This is a genomic window from Variovorax sp. 38R, assembly GCF_014843395.1.
Lineage (GTDB): Bacteria > Pseudomonadota > Gammaproteobacteria > Burkholderiales > Burkholderiaceae_C > Variovorax > Variovorax paradoxus_H.
Genome location: NZ_CP062121.1, coordinates 3,186,066 through 3,204,805, shown reverse-complemented (window position 1 = coordinate 3,204,805; position 18,740 = coordinate 3,186,066). Strand labels below are relative to the sequence as shown.

Sequence of the window (18,740 nt, the reverse complement as noted above, 5' to 3'; positions counted from 1 at the left end):
GCGCATTCTGCGGCAACCGAATCACGCCGTCTGCAAGGCCGACCGGAAGCGGCTCGGCGGCGCACCGGCCGACTTGCGCATCAACCGCCGCAACGCCGTGGCGTCTTCGTAGCCGACCTGCGTCGCGACTTGGTCGATGGTCATGCGGCTGCTCTCGATCAGCATGCGCGCGCGGTTGAGCCTCACGCTCTGCACCAGCGCCAGCGCACCCAGGCCGGTGGCGGCGCGCACGCGCCGGGCCAGCGTGCGTTGCGACATCGCGAACTCGTCGGCCAGCGCGGCCACGCTGGGCGGCGTGGGCAGCGCGGCTTCGATGCGCTGCGTCAGGCGCGAAATCAGCTCGTTGCCGTTGGACAGCATCGACGGCACGACGAACGGAGCCTGCGCCTGGCGGCCATCGATGAGCAGCACCTTGCTCACGGCCTCGGCCAACGCGGGGCCGAAGCGCGTGCGCAGCAGATGGAGCATGAGGTCGGATTGCGCGAAGGCCGCGCCCGCGGTGCTGACTGGCCCGTCGGCGCAGACCATGCGGTCGGCGTCGACGAGGCAATTGGGCTCGAGGCGGCGCAGCTCGGGTGCGAGCCACCACGAGGTGGTGACGCGGCGCGCGTGCAGCAGGCCAGCCGCCTGCAACAGGAACACCGCCGAACACGAGGCCGCCACCGCACCGCCGCGCGCCGCATGACGCCGTACCGTGTCGATGGCGGCGCGGGCGTTGTCGTCGGTGAGGCGCAATGCGAGGTCGGTGGGTTTGTCGACGCCAAGCCCGGGCACGATCCACGTCGAGCCATCGGTGCGCGCGCGGCGGGGCATGGCGAGGGCGTCGATCTGCAGGCCGTTGCTCAGCGGCACCATGCCGCCATCGGGCGACACCACGCGCCAGGTCGGCCGGGGCATCTTGTGGCGCGGTGCGAGCGTGGCGGCTGCGGCGAGCACGTCGAGCGTGACGGCGGTGCTGGTGCCGAAGCTGCCCGGAAGGACGAGAACGGTGAAATCGTGCATGGCTGAAAACGCCTGATAGGCGTCTGAATGGACACTGGCAGTCTAGCGCCGCACCGGGTGCAATGGCAGCCACCTCAACCTTCTGGATTTCGACCATGACGCAGCCCATGGACAGGACCGACCCGCTCGACGACTTCACCCGCCGCGAGGTCACGCTCGACGGCGCCACGAAGGCGGTCTACGTGGCTGGCACCGGCCCGGCGGTGATCGTGATGACCGAGATGCCCGGCATCAGCCCGCACGTGGCGCGCTTCGCCCGCTGGGTGCGCGAGGCCGGCTTCACGGTCTACATGCCGTCGATGTTCGGCCGCGATGGCGCCGTGCCGGACGCGGAGGAGGGCAAGGCCGTGTTCCAGCGCGCCTGCGTGAGCGCCGAGTTCCGCGCCTTCGGGGGCAACGCCTCGAGCCCGGTGACGCAGTGGCTGCGCGCGCTGGCGCGGCTGGCGCATGCGGAATGCGGCGGGCCGGGCGTGGGTGCGATCGGCATGTGCTTCACCGGCAACTTCGCGCTGACGATGATGCTGGAGCCTGCGGTGCTGGCGCCCGTGCTGTCGCAGCCGTCGCTGCCGCTGGACAACCCCGGCGGCATCGAGATTTTTGCGGAAGAGATCGCTCAGGTCCGGCAACGCCTGGAGCGCGAAGACCTCACCGTGATGGCCTACCGCTTCGAGGGCGACCGCTTCTGCCGGGCCCAGCGTTTCGCGGCGTATGCAGACGCGCTGGGCGACCGATTCGTGGCCCGCGTGCTGCCCGACAGCGCGGCCAATACGCGCGATCTGCCGTCGTTCTTTTCACAGGTGGTGGCAAGCCCGCACAGCGTGGTGACGGCGCACCTGATCGACGAAGCCGGCCAGCCGACGATCGCGGCGCGCGACGAGATCCTTTCGTTCTTCGCGCGCCGGTTGTCGGGTGTGTCGGGTCAGGCCCGTGCGGAGGCGCCGTCGGCGGACAGCTGACCAGTCTTCTGTGCGCGACGGTCGAGCGCGCGGCTCCACAGTGCAATCGCCAGGCCCACGAGCGTGAGCAGCGCGGCCACCCAGCCCAGGGCGTGCAGCCCGGGGCCGTGGTCGATCGTCACGCCGCCGACCCAGGCGCCGAGCGCGTTGCCGAGGTTGAAGGCTGCGATGTTGAGGCTCGACGCGAGGTTCTGGCCCGCGCCCGAAGCCTTCTCCAGCACGCGCAGCTGCATCGGCGCCACGGTCGCGAACGAGGCCACGCCGAGCAGGCCGACGAAGACCACGGCGGTAAACGGCGTGCCGATGGTGAACTGCATCGCGCCGAGCACCACGGCTAGTGCCACCAGCGTGCCGAGCACGGCGGCCATCGGCGCGCGGTCGGCCAGCTTGCCGCCGAGGATGTTGCCGACGGCGAGGCCGCCGCCGAACACCAGCAGGATCGGCGACACGGCCGATTCCGACAGGCCCGTGAGCTGCGTGAGCAACGGCTGGATGTAGGTGAACACGACGAACACGCCGGCAAAGCCGAGCACCGTCATCGCCAGGCCGAGCAGCACCTGCGGGCGCGCCAGCACGGCGAGCTCTTCACGCAGCGGCGCGGGCTTGGCCTCGCCCTTGACGCGGGGCACGAACACGGCGAGCACCACGAGCGCGAGCACGCCGATCACCGTCACAGCCCAGAAGGCCGAGCGCCAGCCGAACTGCAGACCCAGCCAGGCGCCGGCGGGCACGCCGAGCAGCGTGGCGGCGGTGAGGCCGGTGAACATGATCGCGATGGCCGAGGCGCGGCGCTCGGGTGCCACGAGACCGGTCGCGACCACCGAGCCGACGCCGAAGAAGGTGCCGTGCGCCAGCGAGGTGATGACGCGTGCGGCCATCAGCATCTCGTAGTTGGGCGCGAGCGCGCAGGCGAGGTTGCCGAGCGTGAAGATCGCCATCAGCGCGAGCAGCACGGTCTTGCGCGGCAGCTTGCGGGTGGCGATGGTGAGCACGGGGGCGCCGACTGCGACCCCGAGCGCGTAGCCCGAGATCAGCAGGCCGGCGGCCGTGATGGAAACCTGAAGATCCGTCGATACCTGCATGAGCAGGCCCATGATGACGAATTCGGTGGTGCCTATTCCGAAGGCACCGGCGGTGAGGGCAAGAAGAGCGATGGGCATGATGCCTGTACTGTGCGGACAATCGGACTCGATGACTAGAATGCCGCGAGTACATGCACTTGTGAATTCAAGTCACAACCGAAGGAACACCATGCCGCGCATCGACGTCAACCGCTCCGGCGAAATGGAGGCCTTCGTGCAGGTGGTGGAGGCGGGCGGTTTCTCGGCGGCGGCACGGCTGCTCGACATGACACCGTCGGCCGTCAGCAAGCTGGTGGCGCGGCTCGAGCTGCGCCTGGGCATCCAGCTGGTGCACCGTTCGACGCGCAAGCTGCAGCTCACGCCCGAGGGGCTGCATTTCTACGAGCGCAGCACGCGCGTGCTGGCCGACATGGACGAGGCCGAGCGTTGCGCCGCGGCCGGTGCGGCGCCGCGCGGGCGGGTGAGCATCAACGCGAGTGTGTCGTTTGGGCATCACAAGCTGGTGCCGCTGGTGCCGCGCCTGCTCGAGATGCATCCGGAGATCACGCTCGACATTGCGCTGACCGACCGCATCGTCGATCTGATGGACGAGCGCGCCGACATCGCGATCCGCTGGGGCCAGTTGCCGTCGTCCGACCTGGTGGCGCGGCGCCTGGGCGAAACCAGCCAGTCGATCGTGGCCGCGCCGGACTACCTGGCGAAGTACGGCACGCCGCGCACGCCGCAGGAGCTGGAGGCGCACAACCGGCTGGGCTGGAGCTACCGGCGCAACACGCCCGACTGGCCGTTGCGTGTCGACGGCCGCATGGTGATGCTGCCGGTGGCGGGGCCGGTGCGCGCGGGCGACGGCGAAACGCTGCGGCAGCTGGCGATTGCGGGGGCGGGCGTGGCGCGGTTGTCGCTGTATCACATCCAGCACGACATTGATGCCGGTCGGCTGGTGCCGCTGCTCGAAGAATTCAATCCGGGCGAGATCGAGCCGATCCACGCGGTGTACATCGGCAAGGCCGGCACGCTGCCCGCGCGGGTGCGGGCGGTGCTCGACTTTCTGGTGGCGTGCTCGGGGGTGAGCGGTGGGCGTTACACGCTCAAGCGCACGGCGCCGATGCCGGGGAACTCTGCCCTCACCTGATCGCCGCGGCGACAGGGCAACACGCCGACCCACGAGCCGGTGGTGACGATGGTGCCGGCGGGGACGGTCTGGCCCTGGCGCGTGAGGTGGCGCAGCCAGATCGGCAGCAGCCACGCCGGATCGGCCAGCGGATGCGTGCCTTCGCGCACAACGGTTTCTGCGTCGCCGATTTTCGTTTCGCAGCGCTGCGAGGCCCAGTCGACGGCGGCGTACGGTTGCCAGTCGCCGAGCACGAGTGCGCCGTGGACTTGCGAGTCAGCCAGCCGCAGCAGGGCGGGCGTAGCAGCCAGGTCTTGCCAACGTGCGTCGACGACTTCGACGGAGACGGCCATGGCGTCGATGAGCGCTGCTGAGTTGTCGTGGTCGAGTGCGGCGGCTTGCGCGGGCGTGACGTCCTGGCCGAGTCGCAATGCAATCTCGGCTTCGATGCCGGGGGTGTGGAGCGTGAGGTCGCTGAAGTTGGCGGGACTCTGGCGCACACCATGTGGGGGCAGCGGGGCATGCGTGAGCGTGGCGCTGCGGGAGCTGCCGCCGGACTTCCAGGTCTTCGGGACACCGTCGAACCAGCCGAGGGCTGCGGCTACGGCGTCTTGCACTTCGTAGGCCTGCGCGGCGTCTGGCAGGGCATCGGTCCAGGGGGTGGCGTCGAGCGTGCGGTCGGCCTGGCGTGCGGCGATGAGGGCTTCGGTGAGGGCTTTTTGGTCGGGCGTCATTTTTGGAATCTTCTCAGGTTCTTTGGGTGTTTGTTCAGGGCGCGTGCCCAGGCCACCGGGTACTTCCCTCCGCGAATGTCCCCCGCTTCGCTCCTCCTTGATTTCGCTGCGGGAAGCACCCAGTGTCCTGAGCACACTGGGCGCTGTCGTTGTGCTGATCGATCAACGGCGGCTCTGAACGCGCTCACGTCGATGGGGTGCCTTGCGCAGCGAAATCAAGGAGGAGGGCGTAGGCCGGGGGACATTCGCGGAGCAAGGTGCCGCGTCGGCGGGAGCGTCGCCCTGAACAACAGCGCAAGAACTCAGGTCTCGACCTGCACCTTGCCGTCCTTCACCACCTTCGCCCACTTGGCGATCTCGGTGTTGATGAACTGCTTGAACTTGTCCTGCGAACCACCGCCGTCTTCCGCGCCGTAGGTGTCGAGCCGTTCCTGCACGTCGGGCATCGCGAGCACGGTGTTGACGTCGCGGTTCACCTTCTGCGCGATGGCGGGCGACAGCTTGCCGGGGCCGACGAGGCCATACCAGGTGGTGGCCTCGAAGCCTGCGAAGCCTTGCTCCTGCATCGTCGGCACGTTCGGATGGCCCTTGGCGCGCTTGGTGCGCGTCTGTGCCACCGCGAGCACACGGCCGTTTTTCACGTGCGGCGTGGCGGCGGTCATGGTCTCGAAGCTGTACTGAATTTGCCCGCCCATCAGGTCGGCGAGCAGCGGGCCGCTGCCTTTGTACGGCACGTGCAGCGCATCGACGCCGCCCTGCAGTTTGAACATCTCCAGCGCCAGGTGCTGGGCCGAGCCCGCACCGGCTGAGCCGAAGCTCACGGTGCCGGGGGCGGCCTTGCAGGCGGCGACGATGTCTTTCACGCTGAGCGCCTTCTGCGCCGGGTTGGCGATCAGCAGGTTGGGCGTGACGCCCACGAGCACGATCGGCACGAAGTCGCGCTCCACGTTGTAGCGCAGCTTGGGCTGCAGGCTGGGCGCGAGCGCGTGGCTGTTGATGTGGGCCATGAGCAGGGTGCTGCCGTCGCTGGGCTGCTGCGCCACGTAGTCGGCCGCGAGCACGCCGGCGACACCGCCCTTGTTCTCGACGATGACCTGCTGGCCCCACATGATCGTGAGCTTCTGCGCGACCACGCGTGCCAGCGCGTCGGTTCCGCCGCCCGGTGGAAAGCCCACCACGATGCGCACGGGGCCGCTGGGCCACTCCTGCGCGAACAGCCGGGGTACGCCCAGCGTGGCGGCCGCACCGGCGGCGGCCTGGATCAGGGAACGTCTTTGCATCTTCTTTGTCTCCGTCGGTTGGGGAATCCGATGCGTGCCGGGAGCCGCTTGCGCGGGCCCGGCAGGGTGGGGGGCCGCCGCATCGTTCGAGCGATGCGCTGCGGCCGGTGTGAGGTTCTGTGCGCCCGGCTCAGGCTGCTTTTTGCAGGCCGACCGGTACGGCCTGGTGGCTCGCGAAATAGTCCATTGCCGCCTGCACGCCGCTGCCTGCCAGCTTGATGCCGCTGAGCTTCATGCCCATCTCGACACCCGCGACCATCGCCATGAGCGTCAGGTCGTTGCTGTCGCCCAGGTGGCCCATGCGGAACATGCGGCCCTTGAGCTTGCCCAGGCCCGTGCCCAGCGAGAGGTCGAAGCGCTGGTGGATGAGGCGGCGCACGGCATCGGCATCGATGCCTTCGGGCGTGATCACGCCGGTGAGCACGGGCGAGTACACGGCCGGGTCGGCGCACTGGATCGGCAGGCCCCAGGTGTTGACCGCGGCGCGCACGCCGGCAGCCCAGCGCTGGTGGCGCGCGAACACGTTGTCCAGGCCTTCGCCGAGGATCATGTCCAGCGACTCAGACAGACCGTAGAGCAGGTTTGTGTTCGGCGTGTAGGGCCAGTAGCCGTCCTTGTTCATCTCGACGATTTCGTCCCAGGCCCAGAAGGCCTTGGGCAGCTTGGCGTGCTTGGCGGTTTCGAGGGCGCGCGGCGAGAGCGCGTTGAAGCTGATGCCGGGCGGGAGCATCAGGCCCTTCTGCGAGCCGCTCACGCAGACGTCGACACCCCATTCGTCATGGCGATAGTCGGCGCTGGCCAGGCCCGAGATGCTGTCGACCAGCAGCAGGGCGGGGTGGCCCGCCGCGTCGATGGCCTTGCGCACCGAGGCGATGTCGGAGGTGGCGCCGGTGGAGGTTTCGTTGTGCACCACGCACACGGCCTTGATCTTCTTCTCGGTGTCCTTGCGCAGGCGCGCCTCGATGAGCTCGGCCTGCACGCCGCGGCGCCAGCTGGGCGCGTTGGGCAGGTGGGCGTCGGTGCCGGTGTAGGCCAGGAACTCGGTCGACAGGCCCAGGCGCGTGGCCATCTTCTGCCAGAGCGACGCGAAGTGGCCGGTCTCGTACATGAGCACGTGGTCGCCGGGGCTGAGCGTGTTGGCGAGGGCGGCTTCCCATGCACCGGTGCCCGAGGCGGGATAGATCGCGACCGGGTGCTTCGTCTTGAAGATCTCCTTGATGCCGCCGAGCACCTTCAAACCCAGCGTGCCGAACTCGGGGCCGCGGTGGTCGATGGTGGGCAGGCTCATGGCCCGCAGGATGCGGTCGGGCACCGGGCTGGGGCCGGGAATCTGGAGGAAGTGACGGCCGGTGGGATGGATGTCGAGTTGCAGCATGGGCTCTCCTTTTGCAGTTAGTTTTGCATTCAAAATGCATTTATGTATGCTGGTTTACACCTATCAACCAAGGTTGTGGCGGCTATTTTTTGCATTCAAAATGCAAGCAAGGGAACACCATATGACCGCTGAAATCATCGAAATCTCCAGGCTGGCCTTGCATGACCAGGTCGCGTCGCGCCTGCGCACCATGCTGGTCGAAGGGCGCATTGCGCCGGGCGCCAAGCTCAACGAACGCGAGCTGTGCCTGCAGCTGAACGTGTCGCGCACGCCGCTGCGCGAAGCCATCAAATTGCTCGCGGCCGAAGGGCTGGTCGACCTGCTGCCCAACCGCGGCGCGGTGGCGGTGAAGCTCACCGAGGCCGACGTGCTCAACACCTTCGAGGTGCTGGCGATGCTCGAGGGCATGTCGGGCGAGCTGGCGGCCAAGCGCATCACCGACGAAGAGTTGGCCGAGGTGCGCGCGCTGCACTACGAAATGATGGCCTGCTTCGCGCGTCGCGACCTGTCGGGCTACTACCGCCTGAACGCGCGCATCCACACGGCCATCAATGACGCGGCGGCGAACCCGGTGCTGTCGAACACCTACCGCTCGATCAACGCCCGCGTGCAGTCGCTGCGCTTTCGCACCAACCAGGACGAGACCAAGTGGCAGCACGCGGTCGAGGAGCACGAGCAGATGGTGCAGGCGCTGGCCGCGCGTGACGCACAGGCCATGCGCAAGGTGCTCACGGCGCACGTGCTGCGCAAGCGCGACACCGTGCTGGAGCTGCTGCGCGCCGGCCAGATCTATCCCACTGCCAAGAGCAAGAGCAAGACCACGAGCAACAACGCGAGCTAAGCACCCACCATGCGCATCGATCCCGCCAGCCACATGCAGCCAGCCGGAACCGTTCTTCCGCCCAACGACACCTGCGAACTGCTGGCGCGCCGGCTGCGCACCGACACGCAGGGCGAGGTGCTGTTCGACGACGGTTCGCGCGGGCGCTACGCCACCGACGCGTCGATCTACCAGATCACGCCGGTCGGCGCCTTCGTGCCGACGAACGAACGCGACATTGCCACCGCCATCGACATCGCACGCGACCTGAGGGTGCCGGTGCTCGCGCGCGGCGGCGGCACCAGCCAGTGCGGGCAGACCACGGGCGCGGCGCTGGTGATCGACAACAGCAAGCACTTTCGCAAGGTGCTCGATGTGAACGTGGAAGAGTGCACCGCAACGGTCGAGCCGGGCTTGGTGCTCGACCACCTGAACGCGCAGCTCAAGCCGCACGGGCTCTGGTACCCGGTCGACGTGTCGACCAGCGCGCAGGCCACGTTGGGCGGCATGGCGGGAAACAACTCCTGCGGCTCGCGCTCCATCGCCTACGGGAACATGGTGCACAACGTGCTGGGCGCGAGCGCGTGGCTGTCGAGTGGCGAGCTGGTCGAGTTCGGTCCGGTCGGCACGCTCGGCGCGCGCGCGGCCGGCATTGCGCAGTTCGTGCACGGGCTGGCGCAAGAGCACCGCGACGCCATGGCGCAGCACTGGCCCAAGGTGATGCGCCGCGTGGCGGGCTACAACCTCGACATCTTCGACAACCAGAGCGAGCGGCCCTACACCGCCGACGGCAGCGTGAACCTCGCGCACCTGCTGATCGGTGCCGAAGGCACGCTGGCCTACACGCGCAGCCTGAAGCTCAAGCTCGCGCCGCTGCCGCGCGCCAAGGTGCTGGGCATCGTGAACTTCCCGACCTTCCATGCGGCCATGGACGCAGCGCAGCACATCGTGAAGCTTGGGCCGACGGCGGTGGAGCTGGTCGATCGCACGATGATCGAACTGAGCCTGGCCAACCCGGCCTTCAAGCCGACGGTGGAAACCGCGCTGATCGGCAAGCCCGCCGCCATCCTGCTCGTCGAGTTCTCGGGCGCCGACAAGGCCGCGCTGCTGCCGCAACTGAAGCAGCTGGTCGAGCTGATGGGCGACCTCGGCCTGCCCGGCAGCGTGGTCGAGATGGCCGACGACGCGCGGCAGAAGAACCTGTGGGAAGTGCGCAAGGCCGGCCTCAACATCATGATGAGCCTCAAGGGCGACGGCAAACCCGTGAGCTTCATCGAAGACTGCGCCGTGCCGCTCGAGCACCTGGCCGAATACACCGACGGGCTGACCGAGGTGTTTGCGAAGTACGGCAGCCGCGGCACCTGGTACGCGCATGCCTCGGTCGGCACGCTGCATGTGCGGCCGATTCTCGACATGCGCGCCGACGGCGGCGCCAAGATGCGCGCCATTGCCGAAGAAGCCAGCGCGCTGGTGCGCAAGTACAAGGGCGCGTTCAGCGGCGAGCACGGCGACGGGCTGTGCCGCGGCGAATGGATCGAATGGCAGTTCGGGCCGGCGATCAACGAGGCTTTTCGCGCAATCAAGCAGCAGCTCGACCCGATCGGGCTGTTCAACCCCGGCAAGATCATCGACCCGCCGCGCATGGACGACGGCGCGCTGTTCCGCTTTGCGCCACCCACGGCACCCAAGCCCTACCGCCGCATCGAGCTGAAGCCGGTGCTCGACTGGTCGGGCTGGAACGTCAACGCCGACCCCGTGACCGAGCTGACCACCGCGCCCGGCACCGGCGGCGACAGCACCGGCGGCCTCGCGAAGGCCGTCGAGATGTGCAACAACAACGGCCACTGCCGCAAGTTCGACGCCGGCACGATGTGCCCGAGCTACCGCGTGACGCGCGACGAGCAGCACCTGACGCGCGGCCGCGCCAACACGCTGCGCCTGGCGCTGTCGGGCCAGCTCGGTGCCGATGCGTTCACCAGCGAAGCCATGCACGACACCATGGACCTCTGCGTAGGCTGCAAGGGCTGCAAGCGCGACTGCCCGACGGGCGTCGACATGGCGAAGATGAAGGTCGAGTTTCTCGACCACTACAAGAAGCGCCACGGCCACACGCTGAAAGACAAGCTGGTCGCCTACATGCCCGACTACGCGCACCGCGCCAGCCGCATGCCGTGGCTGCTGAACCTGCGCAACCGCGTGCCGGGTGCGGCGTGGCTGGGCGAGAAGATGCTGGGCTTTTCAGCCAAGCGCTCGCTGCCCGAATGGCGCACCGACACCTTCTGGCGCGGCAAGGACACGGTGGCCGCCGGCTTGTTTTCTGATCAAGCGTCGGTGCTGGCTGCTGCAGCGCGCGGCGAGAAGGTCGCCGTGCTGTTCGTCGACACCTTCAACGGCACCTTCGAAAGCGAGAACGTCTTTGCGGCGGCGCGCGTGCTGCACGCCGCAGGCTATGCGCTGCACACGGTGGAGAAGGGCGGCGGGCACCACTGCTGCGGCCGGACCTTCCTGGCCAGCGGCATGGTCGACGAAGCCAAAGTGCGCGCCGGCGCGCTGATCGACGCGCTGCTGCCGCTGGCACAGGCCGGCGTTCCCATCGTCGGGCTCGAGCCCTCGTGCCTGCTCACGCTGCGCGACGAAACGCTGGTGATGGGCTTCGGCGACAAGGCGCAGGTCGTCGCGAAGCAGGCACTGCTGTTCGAAGAGTTCATCGCCCGCGAACGCAAGGCCGGCCGCTTCGAACTCGCGCTGAAGCCGGCCACCGCGCCGATCCTGCTGCACGGCCACTGCCACCAGAAGGCCTTCGGTGCGGTGACTCCGATCATGGAGGTGCTGAAGCTGATTCCCGGCGCCGAGCCCGAGCTGATCGAGAGCTCATGCTGCGGCATGGCCGGCAGCTTCGGCTACGAGGCGAGCCACTTCGAGGTGTCGATGCAGATGGCCGAGGCGAGCCTGCTGCCCGCCATTCGCGCCAGGCCCGACGCGATCGTGGTGGCCGACGGCACGAGCTGCCGGCACCAGATCGAAGATGGGGCGCAGCGTGAGGCGGTGCATGTGGCGGTGCTGTTGGCGCGGCACATGATGCTCTGAGGCTGGCCCGGCTTTCCTCTTCGGAACTCAGAAGGGTGGAGAGACCACCTGGCGCCAGCTGCGGCGCCAGGTGCGGGACATCCCGCAGCCGTCGCCGACTTTCTGAGTCTTCCCCGGGCCGGTGACGAAGCCGACTTCGTTGGTGCAATTTACATTCGGCTCTCCCTTCGGATTTCCTTCGTTCGGTTGGCCGACCATGTCACGCGAAGTCGTGTTGCCGCGCGTCAAGCCCCCGGCGGGGATCGAGACGATGGAATATGAATCGAAGCTGCCATTTGCATCAATATCGAAGGAGTTCTTGTTCTTGCCGGTGAGGGCGTCCAGCACATAGATGATGTTGGGAAGGCTGCCTGTGGCCGTGCAGGACTCGATACCCAGGTTCTTGTTTTCGGGCAGGAAGGACGAGACGATCACGCTGCTGCCCAGGTTGGCCAGGTCACCGACCACGCGCTCACCGTCCTCCATCGCGCCGGAGTAGGGGATCGCGGCGAGATTCAGCAGCCATCCCTTTTTTGCCTTCCAGTCCACGGCGTTGCTGCTGACCTGGTAGAAGTTCTTGTCACGCTCGATAAGCGTCCCGGCTTTGGCCGAGGCCTTGTCGACGGTTTGCTCCACGAGGTCGGAGAGTTCGATCTTGCGGGACGTTACCTTGGCGTCGCCGCCGATGGGCGTCTGGTCCCAGATGCCGTAGATAGCCTGCTTCGTGGCCGGCGTCGCGAGATCTTCCTCGTCGAGCAGGATGCCTGTGCCGACCACCACGATGGCGCCGCACGATGAGGTGGCGCTGTAGGTGCAGGTGCTCCCATCGCCAGGATGCACCTGCCATGCCGGTGCGGCGTAGATCGGCTGCGCCTTGCCGCCCGGCGTGGTGAACAGCAACTGGCCCTTGGCCGTTGCCCCGAGCTTTGCGCTGCGCAAATCGAAACGCCACAAGTTGCCGTTGGCGTCGCCGGCATAGGCGGCCACGATCTTGCGGGTGGTGTCACGCACCGCTACCACGCCGCCCAGGCCGCGGTTGCCGCCCGCGGCATCGTTGCCGAAGCCTGCGGGAAGTTGAATGAACTTCTTGAGCTTGCCGGTGAGCGCCTCTGTGACGTACATGCCTGTTTTCTTGCCGGTTTCCGCATAGTGGCCGCTGCCTGTCAGCATGACCCAGGTGCTGTCGTCCAGCTGGCCCGCGACAGGGTTGTTGGTCACGTGGGCCAGATCGAGGTAGTCCGCGTGCTTGTTGTTCACCTCCCAGAGAAAGTGGTTCTGGGTCGGTGCCCGGTTGGCGGCATTCAAGGGCGATTCCAGGCCGTACATGAAGGGGCCCGCGCGTCCGCCAGTCCCCAGCACCAGCTGGCGCCATGTGGTCTTCCCGCCTGCGGGGGCCAGGCCGTTCTTGTCGTACACGTCCTGCTCGACCAATGGGCCATCGAGCGTGTAACGGAATCGGAAGTTCGGATTGGCCAGATCGATCTGCGCGGCCATGGCGCCCTTGGGCATGAAGGCGGCCAGCTCGGTGCCGCCTGCCTCGTTCCTGGCGGCGTTCAGCACATGGACCTTGCCGTTGTTGGTGGCGGCAAAGATGGTGGGAGGTTGCGTGGTCTTGAGCGCCTTATAGGCGGCGTAGCTGTCCTTGCCATCGACCGAACTGAGCGCCGCGCCATAGCCCATGTCGAAACGTCCGCCCACGAACACCGGCGGCGAGTTGACGGAGGCACCGATGGGCTGCTTGCGCAACCGGTAGACCGTGCCGTCGATGTCTTTCTGCGGGTCCTGGCCCAGCATGTAGCGGACAACGCTCTCGTCGCTGGCTTGCTGCTTGTCGGCATTCAGCAGGGCCTGCAAGTCGGTGGGCAGATTGCTCAGCTTCGTGCCGTGGGTGAGCGAAGTGCGCAGGGCCGTGGCAGGCGTGTTGGGGTCGTAGTTCGACAACGCGAAGATCGTTCGCTTGTCGGCGGCCGGCATCCTGGCATTGGCGGACCAGGCTGGCTTCGGCTTGCCTGCCTCGATCGTCCTGTAGCCGCCATTGGCATCCAGCTCGAAGGCCTTGATGTCGCCGCTGTTGTCCGCCGTCTGGTACTCGGTCGTGTACTTGTACTGGCCTTCCAGCGTCTGGAACTCGTTGCTGTTGCCTGACACCGCCACGCCGGCGTCGTTGCCGGAACCGACCATGCTGCTCAAGGCGTTGTCGAGCGCGCGGCGCACGTCGTCGCCGGAGTACACGCTGTAGGCGCGGCCACCGCCGGTGAAGCCTGCACGAATGAAGTCGTCCACGCGCCGGGCGTCGTCCGCATTCGCGGCGCCTGTATTCAGATCGCCGGTTGCCCACTGCGGTGATGTCACCGGGTTGCCGGCCAGCCAGTCGTTGTTGTACTTGTCGATCTGGCTCCAATTCAATCCAGTGCTCCTGCCTTCTCCAGACGGCGTCAGGCCCCAGCCGATCGTGAACGTGGTCATGTTCTGCCAGAAGGTGGGGTTGTGCTGGCCTTCCATTGTGGGAACGTTGTTGGCCAGGGCACCGGAAAAATCCGTGTGCCAGAAGTAGCGGGCCGTCAGGTCGGCGAAGCCGTTGCTGCTGCTGCCACCGATGTAGGGAATGTAGAGATTCCTGGCGCGCAGTTTTTGGGCCAGATCCGCACTGTCGTAGCCGGCAGCGCCTTTCGGGTCGTACTGAAACTTCGTCGCGTTTCCGGAGGGCGTGCCGTCATAGTTGATGCTTCCCGTGCCGGCGGTGTAGCGCGCATCGGTGCCTTCTGTCGTGCCGGGGTTCCAGGCACCATCGGACAGCACGATGGCGTAGGCGCGTCTGCAACTCAGCTCGCCACTCGCCACGTCATTGGGGTCGTTCTTCCAGGGGCTGCTCAGTGCGGCGGAGGTGATGGACGTCGTTGCGCTGCCGGCATAGTAGTTGGCCGCAAGAACCAGCGCGTTGTGGCTTGGCGTTCCTCCTCGAGGATTGATGCCGTAGATCCATTTGTAGAATTCGGTTTTCCATTTCCTCCCGGTGGCGGCCGCTTCGTCCTTGAAGTAGTTGACACCACTCACGACGCGGGTCGCTTTCGTGCCGTCGGAGTTGTTGTATTGGACGTAGCCCACCCTGAACTTGTTGTCGTAGCTTTGCATCGCCAGACCCAGCGCGGTACTGACCGCAAGCGCACGAGAGCGGTACCACTCGTACCAGTTCGCGATGTTCTGGCGCTCCAGCGCTGCAGTGCACTCGGTGGTACTCCCGCAGTCCGTTCGCTTGTGCCCGGTGGGCAGTGGAACGGTGCCTGTGTCGGACGACTGAATGATGCGGACAGTCCTGTTGGCCTCGATGGAGCAGATGTCGCTTTTGCACAGGACGTAGGTGAATTTCTTTGCGCCTGCGGTCCATCCGGTTACGTGCTGAGGCTTGGAATTATTTGACGATTGGTTGTCCACAAAAGTGGTCGAATTGATTTGCTTGCTGCGGTCTGCGTTGACCCTGGCAGCGTAGGTGATGGCCGGGTTGTAGTACTGGGTGTTGACGCTGCTGGATCGCATGGCATACCAGCCGTACTTGGTCCCGCAATTCCATCCACTTTGAGGGCAGTTGTCGTCGACCGCATACCCGTCCTGAACTTCGTAGTCCATCGACCCCGAGTTGTCCAGCACGAACATGAGGTTGGGCTTGGCGCCCGGCACGGCGTTGTAGAGCGGGGTCTGGCTCGGTGTGGTTGCAGCGTGCGCGCCGCCGAAGTGCAGGAGCACCGCACCCACGGCCGCAGCGAGGCCGGCAAACGCCCGTCCCAGGCGCGAGGCAGTGGCAGAGGCGGGAACAAGAATGTGGCGCGTGGTGGTCATGCGATCTTTCCTGACGTTCGAAGGAGGAGGAGCTTCGTGCGGGTGGGGCATGCGTGGCTCACCGCCAGCAATCTGTGGCCCCGAGGCCCGTGGCCTGGTCTGCGACGCCCTTGGCCCCCAGGCTGTTCAGGGTCTGCGTGCCGCACCGGTCGCCGCTCATGCTCCCGGTGCGCGTGGCCTTGAGGGTGTAGGAGGGCGGGTTGTCGCGCGCGACCACGGAGACGGTGTAGTTGGCGGCGGCGCCTGATCGGGGCGACTGGCGCAACGCGGCGGGCAGCATGCTGCCGGTGCCGATCTTCTGCTCGGCCTCGACAGTGATCTTTCCTGCGACGGCGGTGTAGCGGTCGTTGGCAGAGTAGTGGCGCTGCATGTACTGGGCGGCTTCCATCAGGAGGCCCTGGGCCTCGGCGCGCTTGGAGCGGCGCACGTGTTCCTGGTAGTTCGGCAGCGCAATCGCCGCCAGGATGGCGACGATCGCGACGACGACCATGACTTCGATCAGCGTGAAGCCGCGGCGGGCGCGCGAGAAAGCAGAGCGTGGGTATTTCATGGAATGAAGAGGCAAGAGAAGGTCATTTGTCGCGCGTCAGCACGGACTGCAGCCACGCTTCGGCGCCTTGCGTGGCTTTTCCGGTGGTGTCTTCGAACCTGGCGTTGTTGGCGAAGCCCCGCGCGGTGATCAGGTAACCGGTCAGCTGGGGCGTCGAGGTCGTCGCAATCTTCTGGACGAGGCAGCGCGGTTGAATCTCCAGCTGCACGGCGTCGACCTGGGTGCCGGTGGGCTTCTTGTTGATGTAGTCCTTCGGGACGAGGATCACGCCGTTGCCGACCCAGCTGCTGCTTTCGCGCCATGCCGCGTCTTTGTCGAACTCGGAGCCGACGGTGGTTGCAATGATCCGGGCGCGCATGCCGGTAGAGGCGTACTCGGTGTAGTCCTTGCCGTCGCCATCGAACATCGCCACCTGCTCGCAGAAGCGCAGCGCCGTCTCGGCCGCCTCGCGGGCGAGTTCGGCCGAGCGGATGCCGTTGATGCTGCGTTCGCTCTGCGTGGCATTGCGGATGGCGAAGGTGCCCACCAGCGAGAGGATCACCAACAGGATCAGCGTGACGACCAGCACCACGCCGCGTTCGTGCGTGCCGCCGGCGATGCGGTTCGGCCGTTGAGAAAAATGCATGCTCATGGCGTGATCATTCGGTTGCGCAGCAGCACGGTGGTGGTGAAGGTCCTGCGCAGATAGCCATCGGTGCCGGTGTGGTCGGTGTTGTCGCATCGCTTGTAGGCAAAGCCGCCGACGGGCACGTCGCGCACGGGCCGGTCGCTGCGCATCTGCAGGCACACGCGCACGCTCAGCACGCGGCCCCAGCGGTCTTCGAAGAGATCGGGAAGCGCACCGCTGCTGGCCAGTGCATCGACACCGGCAGCGTCGAGGTACTTGACGATCTGGTGCCGCTGCGGGTCGTAGGTGGCCGCGAGTTCGATGCTGGGGCGGTTGGCGACGCCGTACAGAATCCGCATGCTCTCGACGTTGGCCAGCAGCGGCTGAGGGGTGCCGATGGCGTTGACGGCATCGCGCTTCTCCATGCCGCGGCAAGACAGCATGGGGGCCGTGCTCGCGTCGGTCACCAGATAGCGGTTGTCGGCCAGTGCGTAGTTGCCGGGTGGGGGCGCGCCGGGTGCCGGCGTGGGAGGCGGGCTCACCTGCGACGCCGTGAGCGCGTTGATGCCGTTGCCCAGGCAGTTCGTCGCGAGCTTGGCATCGGTGCCCGTGGGCATGGTGTTGTCGGTGGTGGCCTCGTAGCGGATGGCGATGGCGTCGCTGCCTTTGCCAGTGCACGAGAGCTTGTCGAATGCAGCGGCAGCGTCGGTGAATCCGCCGTTGCAGCCGCGCACGGCAGATCCGGCGAAATTGCCCATCACTGTGGCGCCGCTGCCCGGGATGAGCTGCTGCGAATAGCCGGCCTGCTTGAGCTGCTGCTGGATCAGGTTGAGCGCGAGGATGCCGTCCTCGTTCAACTGCGTCTCGGCCTGTGACAACTGGCTGCTCCGGCAGGAGGTTGAGAACGTGGACAGGGCGGCTGCCAGGATCACCAACCCGATCGTCAGCGAGATCATCAGTTCGATCAGCGTGAAGCCGCGGGCCGGGTTGCGCATGCGCGAGGGAACAGCGGAGACGGCACTCATAGCGTGATCCGGAAGTACATGCAGTTCACCTCTGCCGGGGCCGAGATGTTGGCGCCATCGACGGGGCAGGTCTGGCGCTGCCCGAAGCCTGCGTCTTCGGCGATGGCGCTCCAGATCAGCCAGATGTTCAGCACGCGCGTGGCCGGCAGGCCGTTCACACCGGAGGGTGCGTCGATCAGCTCCGTGGTGACGTAGGCGGTGCCGCCTGGCAGGCGGTTCTCGACATTGGTGAGCCACTGCGCCAGGTCGTAGGTGGCAATGGCCGCCCCGCAGGTGTTGACCGGCTTGTCGGGAACGGAGGTGTCGACCTGGCAGGCGGCGGGTGGTGGCGTGGGATCGGTGGAGGCCGCCTCGCGCGCGCTGGCGTTGTAGGCCTTGGCGTGGGCGTAGCCGGCAAAGCCTGCGAGGTTGGCGCGGGCGCGTTCCGCGTAGTCGTTCACCAGGCTCAAGCCGGTGGCGCGCATGCGGGAGAACTGGTTGTATTTGAGGGCGGCCGACGTGAGCCCCGCCATGCCGAACAGGCCGATGGCCAGGATGACGATGGCCACCAACACCTCGATGAGCGTGGCGCCGCGTTGTGTGCGACGCTTCATTCGTCGTTGCCCGAACAATCGACGCCATCCGCCGCATAGCGAATGCGCCCCGGCTTGCTGATGCACAGCGTCTTGCGCGCCCACGGGGTGGTGCCGAGCGTCTCGAAGCCGCGGGCATCGACCGTGATGCCGTTGCTTCCCGAATTCGTTAGTCCGTTGGGCAAGAAGACGAAGTCTGCGGCCTTGCCCAGCGTGATCCTCGCGATACCGGGCAGTGCGTCCTGCCGCAACAGCAACTCATCGTTCGACTCGGAATAGGCGAAGTCGGCGTCGCTGTCGTTGTTGGCGAAGACGATCCAGCCGACCGAAAAATCCCTGGCGCCCGTGCCGGTTTCGCAGCCGATCGTGGTGCCCGCGCGCAATTGGCAGACGACGACGGGACGTGCGCGGGCGATAGCTTCGGTGCGTGCGGTGCGAAGCGAACCGGTTAATGCGTTGACCGTGTTGGACAGCCGCCACTGCACGATGAAGCGCGTCATCGAAGGCGCCGCGATGCCCAGGAGAATCGCCAATATCGCCAACGTGACCATCAGCTCGATGGCCGTCAGCCCGCGCTGGTCGCGCAGCCTCGCCGGCCGCGAAGAATCGCGTCGCCTCATGTGCATATGCCTCCCCGTTGTTTTTGGAAATTCAGCCGACAACTTCTGGGCGCGAGACTAGTTGCCGATGCACATGTCCGACAACGGCTTGCCGACATTCGGTCCG

15 protein-coding genes are annotated in these 18,740 nt (G+C 66.8%); 4 read left to right on the top strand and 11 right to left on the bottom strand.

The genetic code is table 11. The features are described from left to right. Nucleotides 1-21: 21 nt before the first annotated feature. The gene (locus IG196_RS14655; protein ID WP_192196721.1) at nucleotides 22-1,002 is read right to left on the bottom strand and encodes a GlxA family transcriptional regulator; all 981 of its coding nucleotides are present in this window, start codon (nucleotides 1,000-1,002) and stop codon (nucleotides 22-24) included. Nucleotides 1,003-1,097: 95 nt separating this feature from the next. Between IG196_RS14655 and IG196_RS14650 the strand changes: the two genes are divergently transcribed. Continuing rightward, nucleotides 1,098-1,958, top strand: coding sequence for a dienelactone hydrolase family protein (locus IG196_RS14650; RefSeq protein WP_192196720.1), 861 nt, complete (start codon nucleotides 1,098-1,100; stop codon nucleotides 1,956-1,958). Here the strand turns inward: IG196_RS14650 and IG196_RS14645 are convergent. Continuing rightward, nucleotides 1,922-3,118, bottom strand: coding sequence for an MFS transporter (locus tag IG196_RS14645; protein WP_192196719.1), 1,197 nt, complete (start codon nucleotides 3,116-3,118; stop codon nucleotides 1,922-1,924). The genes IG196_RS14650 and IG196_RS14645 overlap by 37 nt on opposite strands. Nucleotides 3,119-3,209: 91 nt before the next feature. Between IG196_RS14645 and IG196_RS14640 the strand changes: the two genes are divergently transcribed. Then, nucleotides 3,210-4,172, top strand: coding sequence for a LysR substrate-binding domain-containing protein (locus tag IG196_RS14640; protein WP_192196718.1), 963 nt, complete (start codon nucleotides 3,210-3,212; stop codon nucleotides 4,170-4,172). Here IG196_RS14640 and IG196_RS14635 read toward each other — a convergent pair. From IG196_RS14635 to IG196_RS14625, 3 genes are all read right to left on the bottom strand, one after another. Then, the gene (locus tag IG196_RS14635; RefSeq protein WP_192196717.1) at nucleotides 4,121-4,885 is read right to left on the bottom strand and encodes a fumarylacetoacetate hydrolase family protein; all 765 of its coding nucleotides are present in this window, start codon (nucleotides 4,883-4,885) and stop codon (nucleotides 4,121-4,123) included. The genes IG196_RS14640 and IG196_RS14635 overlap by 52 nt on opposite strands. A gap of 302 nt (nucleotides 4,886-5,187) precedes the next feature. Continuing rightward, nucleotides 5,188-6,165: a Bug family tripartite tricarboxylate transporter substrate binding protein gene (locus IG196_RS14630; protein ID WP_192196716.1), complete on the bottom strand. Its 978-nt coding sequence runs from the start codon at nucleotides 6,163-6,165 to the stop codon at nucleotides 5,188-5,190. Between the two features lie 130 nt (nucleotides 6,166-6,295). Beyond that, nucleotides 6,296-7,540 (bottom strand): pyridoxal-phosphate-dependent aminotransferase family protein, encoded by a 1,245-nt coding sequence (locus IG196_RS14625; protein WP_192196715.1) that lies wholly within the window; start codon nucleotides 7,538-7,540, stop codon nucleotides 6,296-6,298. Between the two features lie 121 nt (nucleotides 7,541-7,661). On the opposite strand from IG196_RS14625, the gene IG196_RS14620 reads away from it, so the two are divergent. Both IG196_RS14620 and IG196_RS14615 read left to right on the top strand, forming a co-directional pair. Then, entirely contained in the window at nucleotides 7,662-8,381 is a 720-nt protein-coding gene (locus IG196_RS14620; protein WP_153284283.1) for a GntR family transcriptional regulator, read from the top strand. Between the two features lie 9 nt (nucleotides 8,382-8,390). Further along, nucleotides 8,391-11,447 carry an FAD-binding and (Fe-S)-binding domain-containing protein gene (locus tag IG196_RS14615; RefSeq protein WP_192196714.1) on the top strand — a complete coding sequence of 1,019 codons (3,057 nt, stop codon included), beginning with the start codon at nucleotides 8,391-8,393 and terminating at the stop codon, nucleotides 11,445-11,447. A gap of 27 nt (nucleotides 11,448-11,474) precedes the next feature. Here IG196_RS14615 and IG196_RS14610 read toward each other — a convergent pair whose 3' ends face one another. Genes IG196_RS14610 through IG196_RS14585 form a run of 6 tightly spaced genes read right to left on the bottom strand, consistent with a single transcriptional unit; the run spans nucleotide 11,475 to nucleotide 18,634 of the window. Next, nucleotides 11,475-15,260, bottom strand: a complete 3,786-nt coding sequence (locus IG196_RS14610; RefSeq protein ID WP_225617042.1) for a pilus assembly protein — start codon at nucleotides 15,258-15,260, stop codon at nucleotides 11,475-11,477. 58 nt (nucleotides 15,261-15,318) lie between these two features. After that, nucleotides 15,319-15,810 carry a type IV pilin protein gene (locus IG196_RS14605; protein WP_192196713.1) on the bottom strand — a complete coding sequence of 164 codons (492 nt, stop codon included), beginning with the start codon at nucleotides 15,808-15,810 and terminating at the stop codon, nucleotides 15,319-15,321. Nucleotides 15,811-15,832: 22 nt separating this feature from the next. Then, a complete protein-coding gene (locus tag IG196_RS14600) occupies nucleotides 15,833-16,441 on the bottom strand; it encodes a PilX N-terminal domain-containing pilus assembly protein (RefSeq protein WP_225617041.1) in 609 nt (202 codons plus the stop codon). Then, complete coding sequence (locus tag IG196_RS14595; RefSeq protein WP_192196712.1) at nucleotides 16,438-17,442, bottom strand: PilW family protein; 1,005 nt, start codon at nucleotides 17,440-17,442, stop codon at nucleotides 16,438-16,440. Before IG196_RS14595 ends, IG196_RS14600 begins: the two co-directional genes overlap by 4 nt. Continuing rightward, entirely contained in the window at nucleotides 17,439-18,035 is a 597-nt protein-coding gene (gene pilV, locus IG196_RS14590) for a type IV pilus modification protein PilV (protein WP_192196711.1), read from the bottom strand. The genes IG196_RS14595 and pilV overlap by 4 nt, the downstream gene beginning before the upstream one ends. Then, nucleotides 18,032-18,634: a GspH/FimT family pseudopilin gene (locus tag IG196_RS14585; protein WP_225617040.1), complete on the bottom strand. Its 603-nt coding sequence runs from the start codon at nucleotides 18,632-18,634 to the stop codon at nucleotides 18,032-18,034. Before IG196_RS14585 ends, pilV begins: the two co-directional genes overlap by 4 nt. Between the last annotated feature and the right edge of the window lie 106 nt (nucleotides 18,635-18,740).

Excerpts from the sequence above, each read along its gene's own strand:
- IG196_RS14635 (WP_192196717.1), bottom strand. The coding sequence starts at position 4,885 with ATGACGCCCGACCAAAAAGCCCTCACCGAAGCCCTCATCGCCGCACGC.
- IG196_RS14640 (WP_192196718.1), top strand. The coding sequence starts at position 3,210 with ATGCCGCGCATCGACGTCAACCGCTCCGGCGAAATGGAGGCCTTCGTG.
- IG196_RS14645 (WP_192196719.1), bottom strand. The coding sequence starts at position 3,118 with ATGCCCATCGCTCTTCTTGCCCTCACCGCCGGTGCCTTCGGAATAGGC.
- IG196_RS14605 (WP_192196713.1), bottom strand. The coding sequence starts at position 15,810 with ATGAAATACCCACGCTCTGCTTTCTCGCGCGCCCGCCGCGGCTTCACG.
- IG196_RS14655 (WP_192196721.1), bottom strand. The coding sequence starts at position 1,002 with ATGCACGATTTCACCGTTCTCGTCCTTCCGGGCAGCTTCGGCACCAGC.
- pilV (WP_192196711.1), bottom strand. The coding sequence starts at position 18,035 with ATGAAGCGTCGCACACAACGCGGCGCCACGCTCATCGAGGTGTTGGTG.
- IG196_RS14585 (WP_225617040.1), bottom strand. The coding sequence starts at position 18,634 with ATGAGGCGACGCGATTCTTCGCGGCCGGCGAGGCTGCGCGACCAGCGC.
- IG196_RS14630 (WP_192196716.1), bottom strand. The coding sequence starts at position 6,165 with ATGCAAAGACGTTCCCTGATCCAGGCCGCCGCCGGTGCGGCCGCCACG.
- IG196_RS14615 (WP_192196714.1), top strand. The coding sequence starts at position 8,391 with ATGCGCATCGATCCCGCCAGCCACATGCAGCCAGCCGGAACCGTTCTT.
- IG196_RS14620 (WP_153284283.1), top strand. The coding sequence starts at position 7,662 with ATGACCGCTGAAATCATCGAAATCTCCAGGCTGGCCTTGCATGACCAG.
- IG196_RS14650 (WP_192196720.1), top strand. The coding sequence starts at position 1,098 with ATGACGCAGCCCATGGACAGGACCGACCCGCTCGACGACTTCACCCGC.
- IG196_RS14600 (WP_225617041.1), bottom strand. The coding sequence starts at position 16,441 with ATGAGCATGCATTTTTCTCAACGGCCGAACCGCATCGCCGGCGGCACG.
- IG196_RS14595 (WP_192196712.1), bottom strand. The coding sequence starts at position 17,442 with ATGAGTGCCGTCTCCGCTGTTCCCTCGCGCATGCGCAACCCGGCCCGC.
- IG196_RS14625 (WP_192196715.1), bottom strand. The coding sequence starts at position 7,540 with ATGCTGCAACTCGACATCCATCCCACCGGCCGTCACTTCCTCCAGATT.
- IG196_RS14610 (WP_225617042.1), bottom strand. The coding sequence starts at position 15,260 with ATGACCACCACGCGCCACATTCTTGTTCCCGCCTCTGCCACTGCCTCG.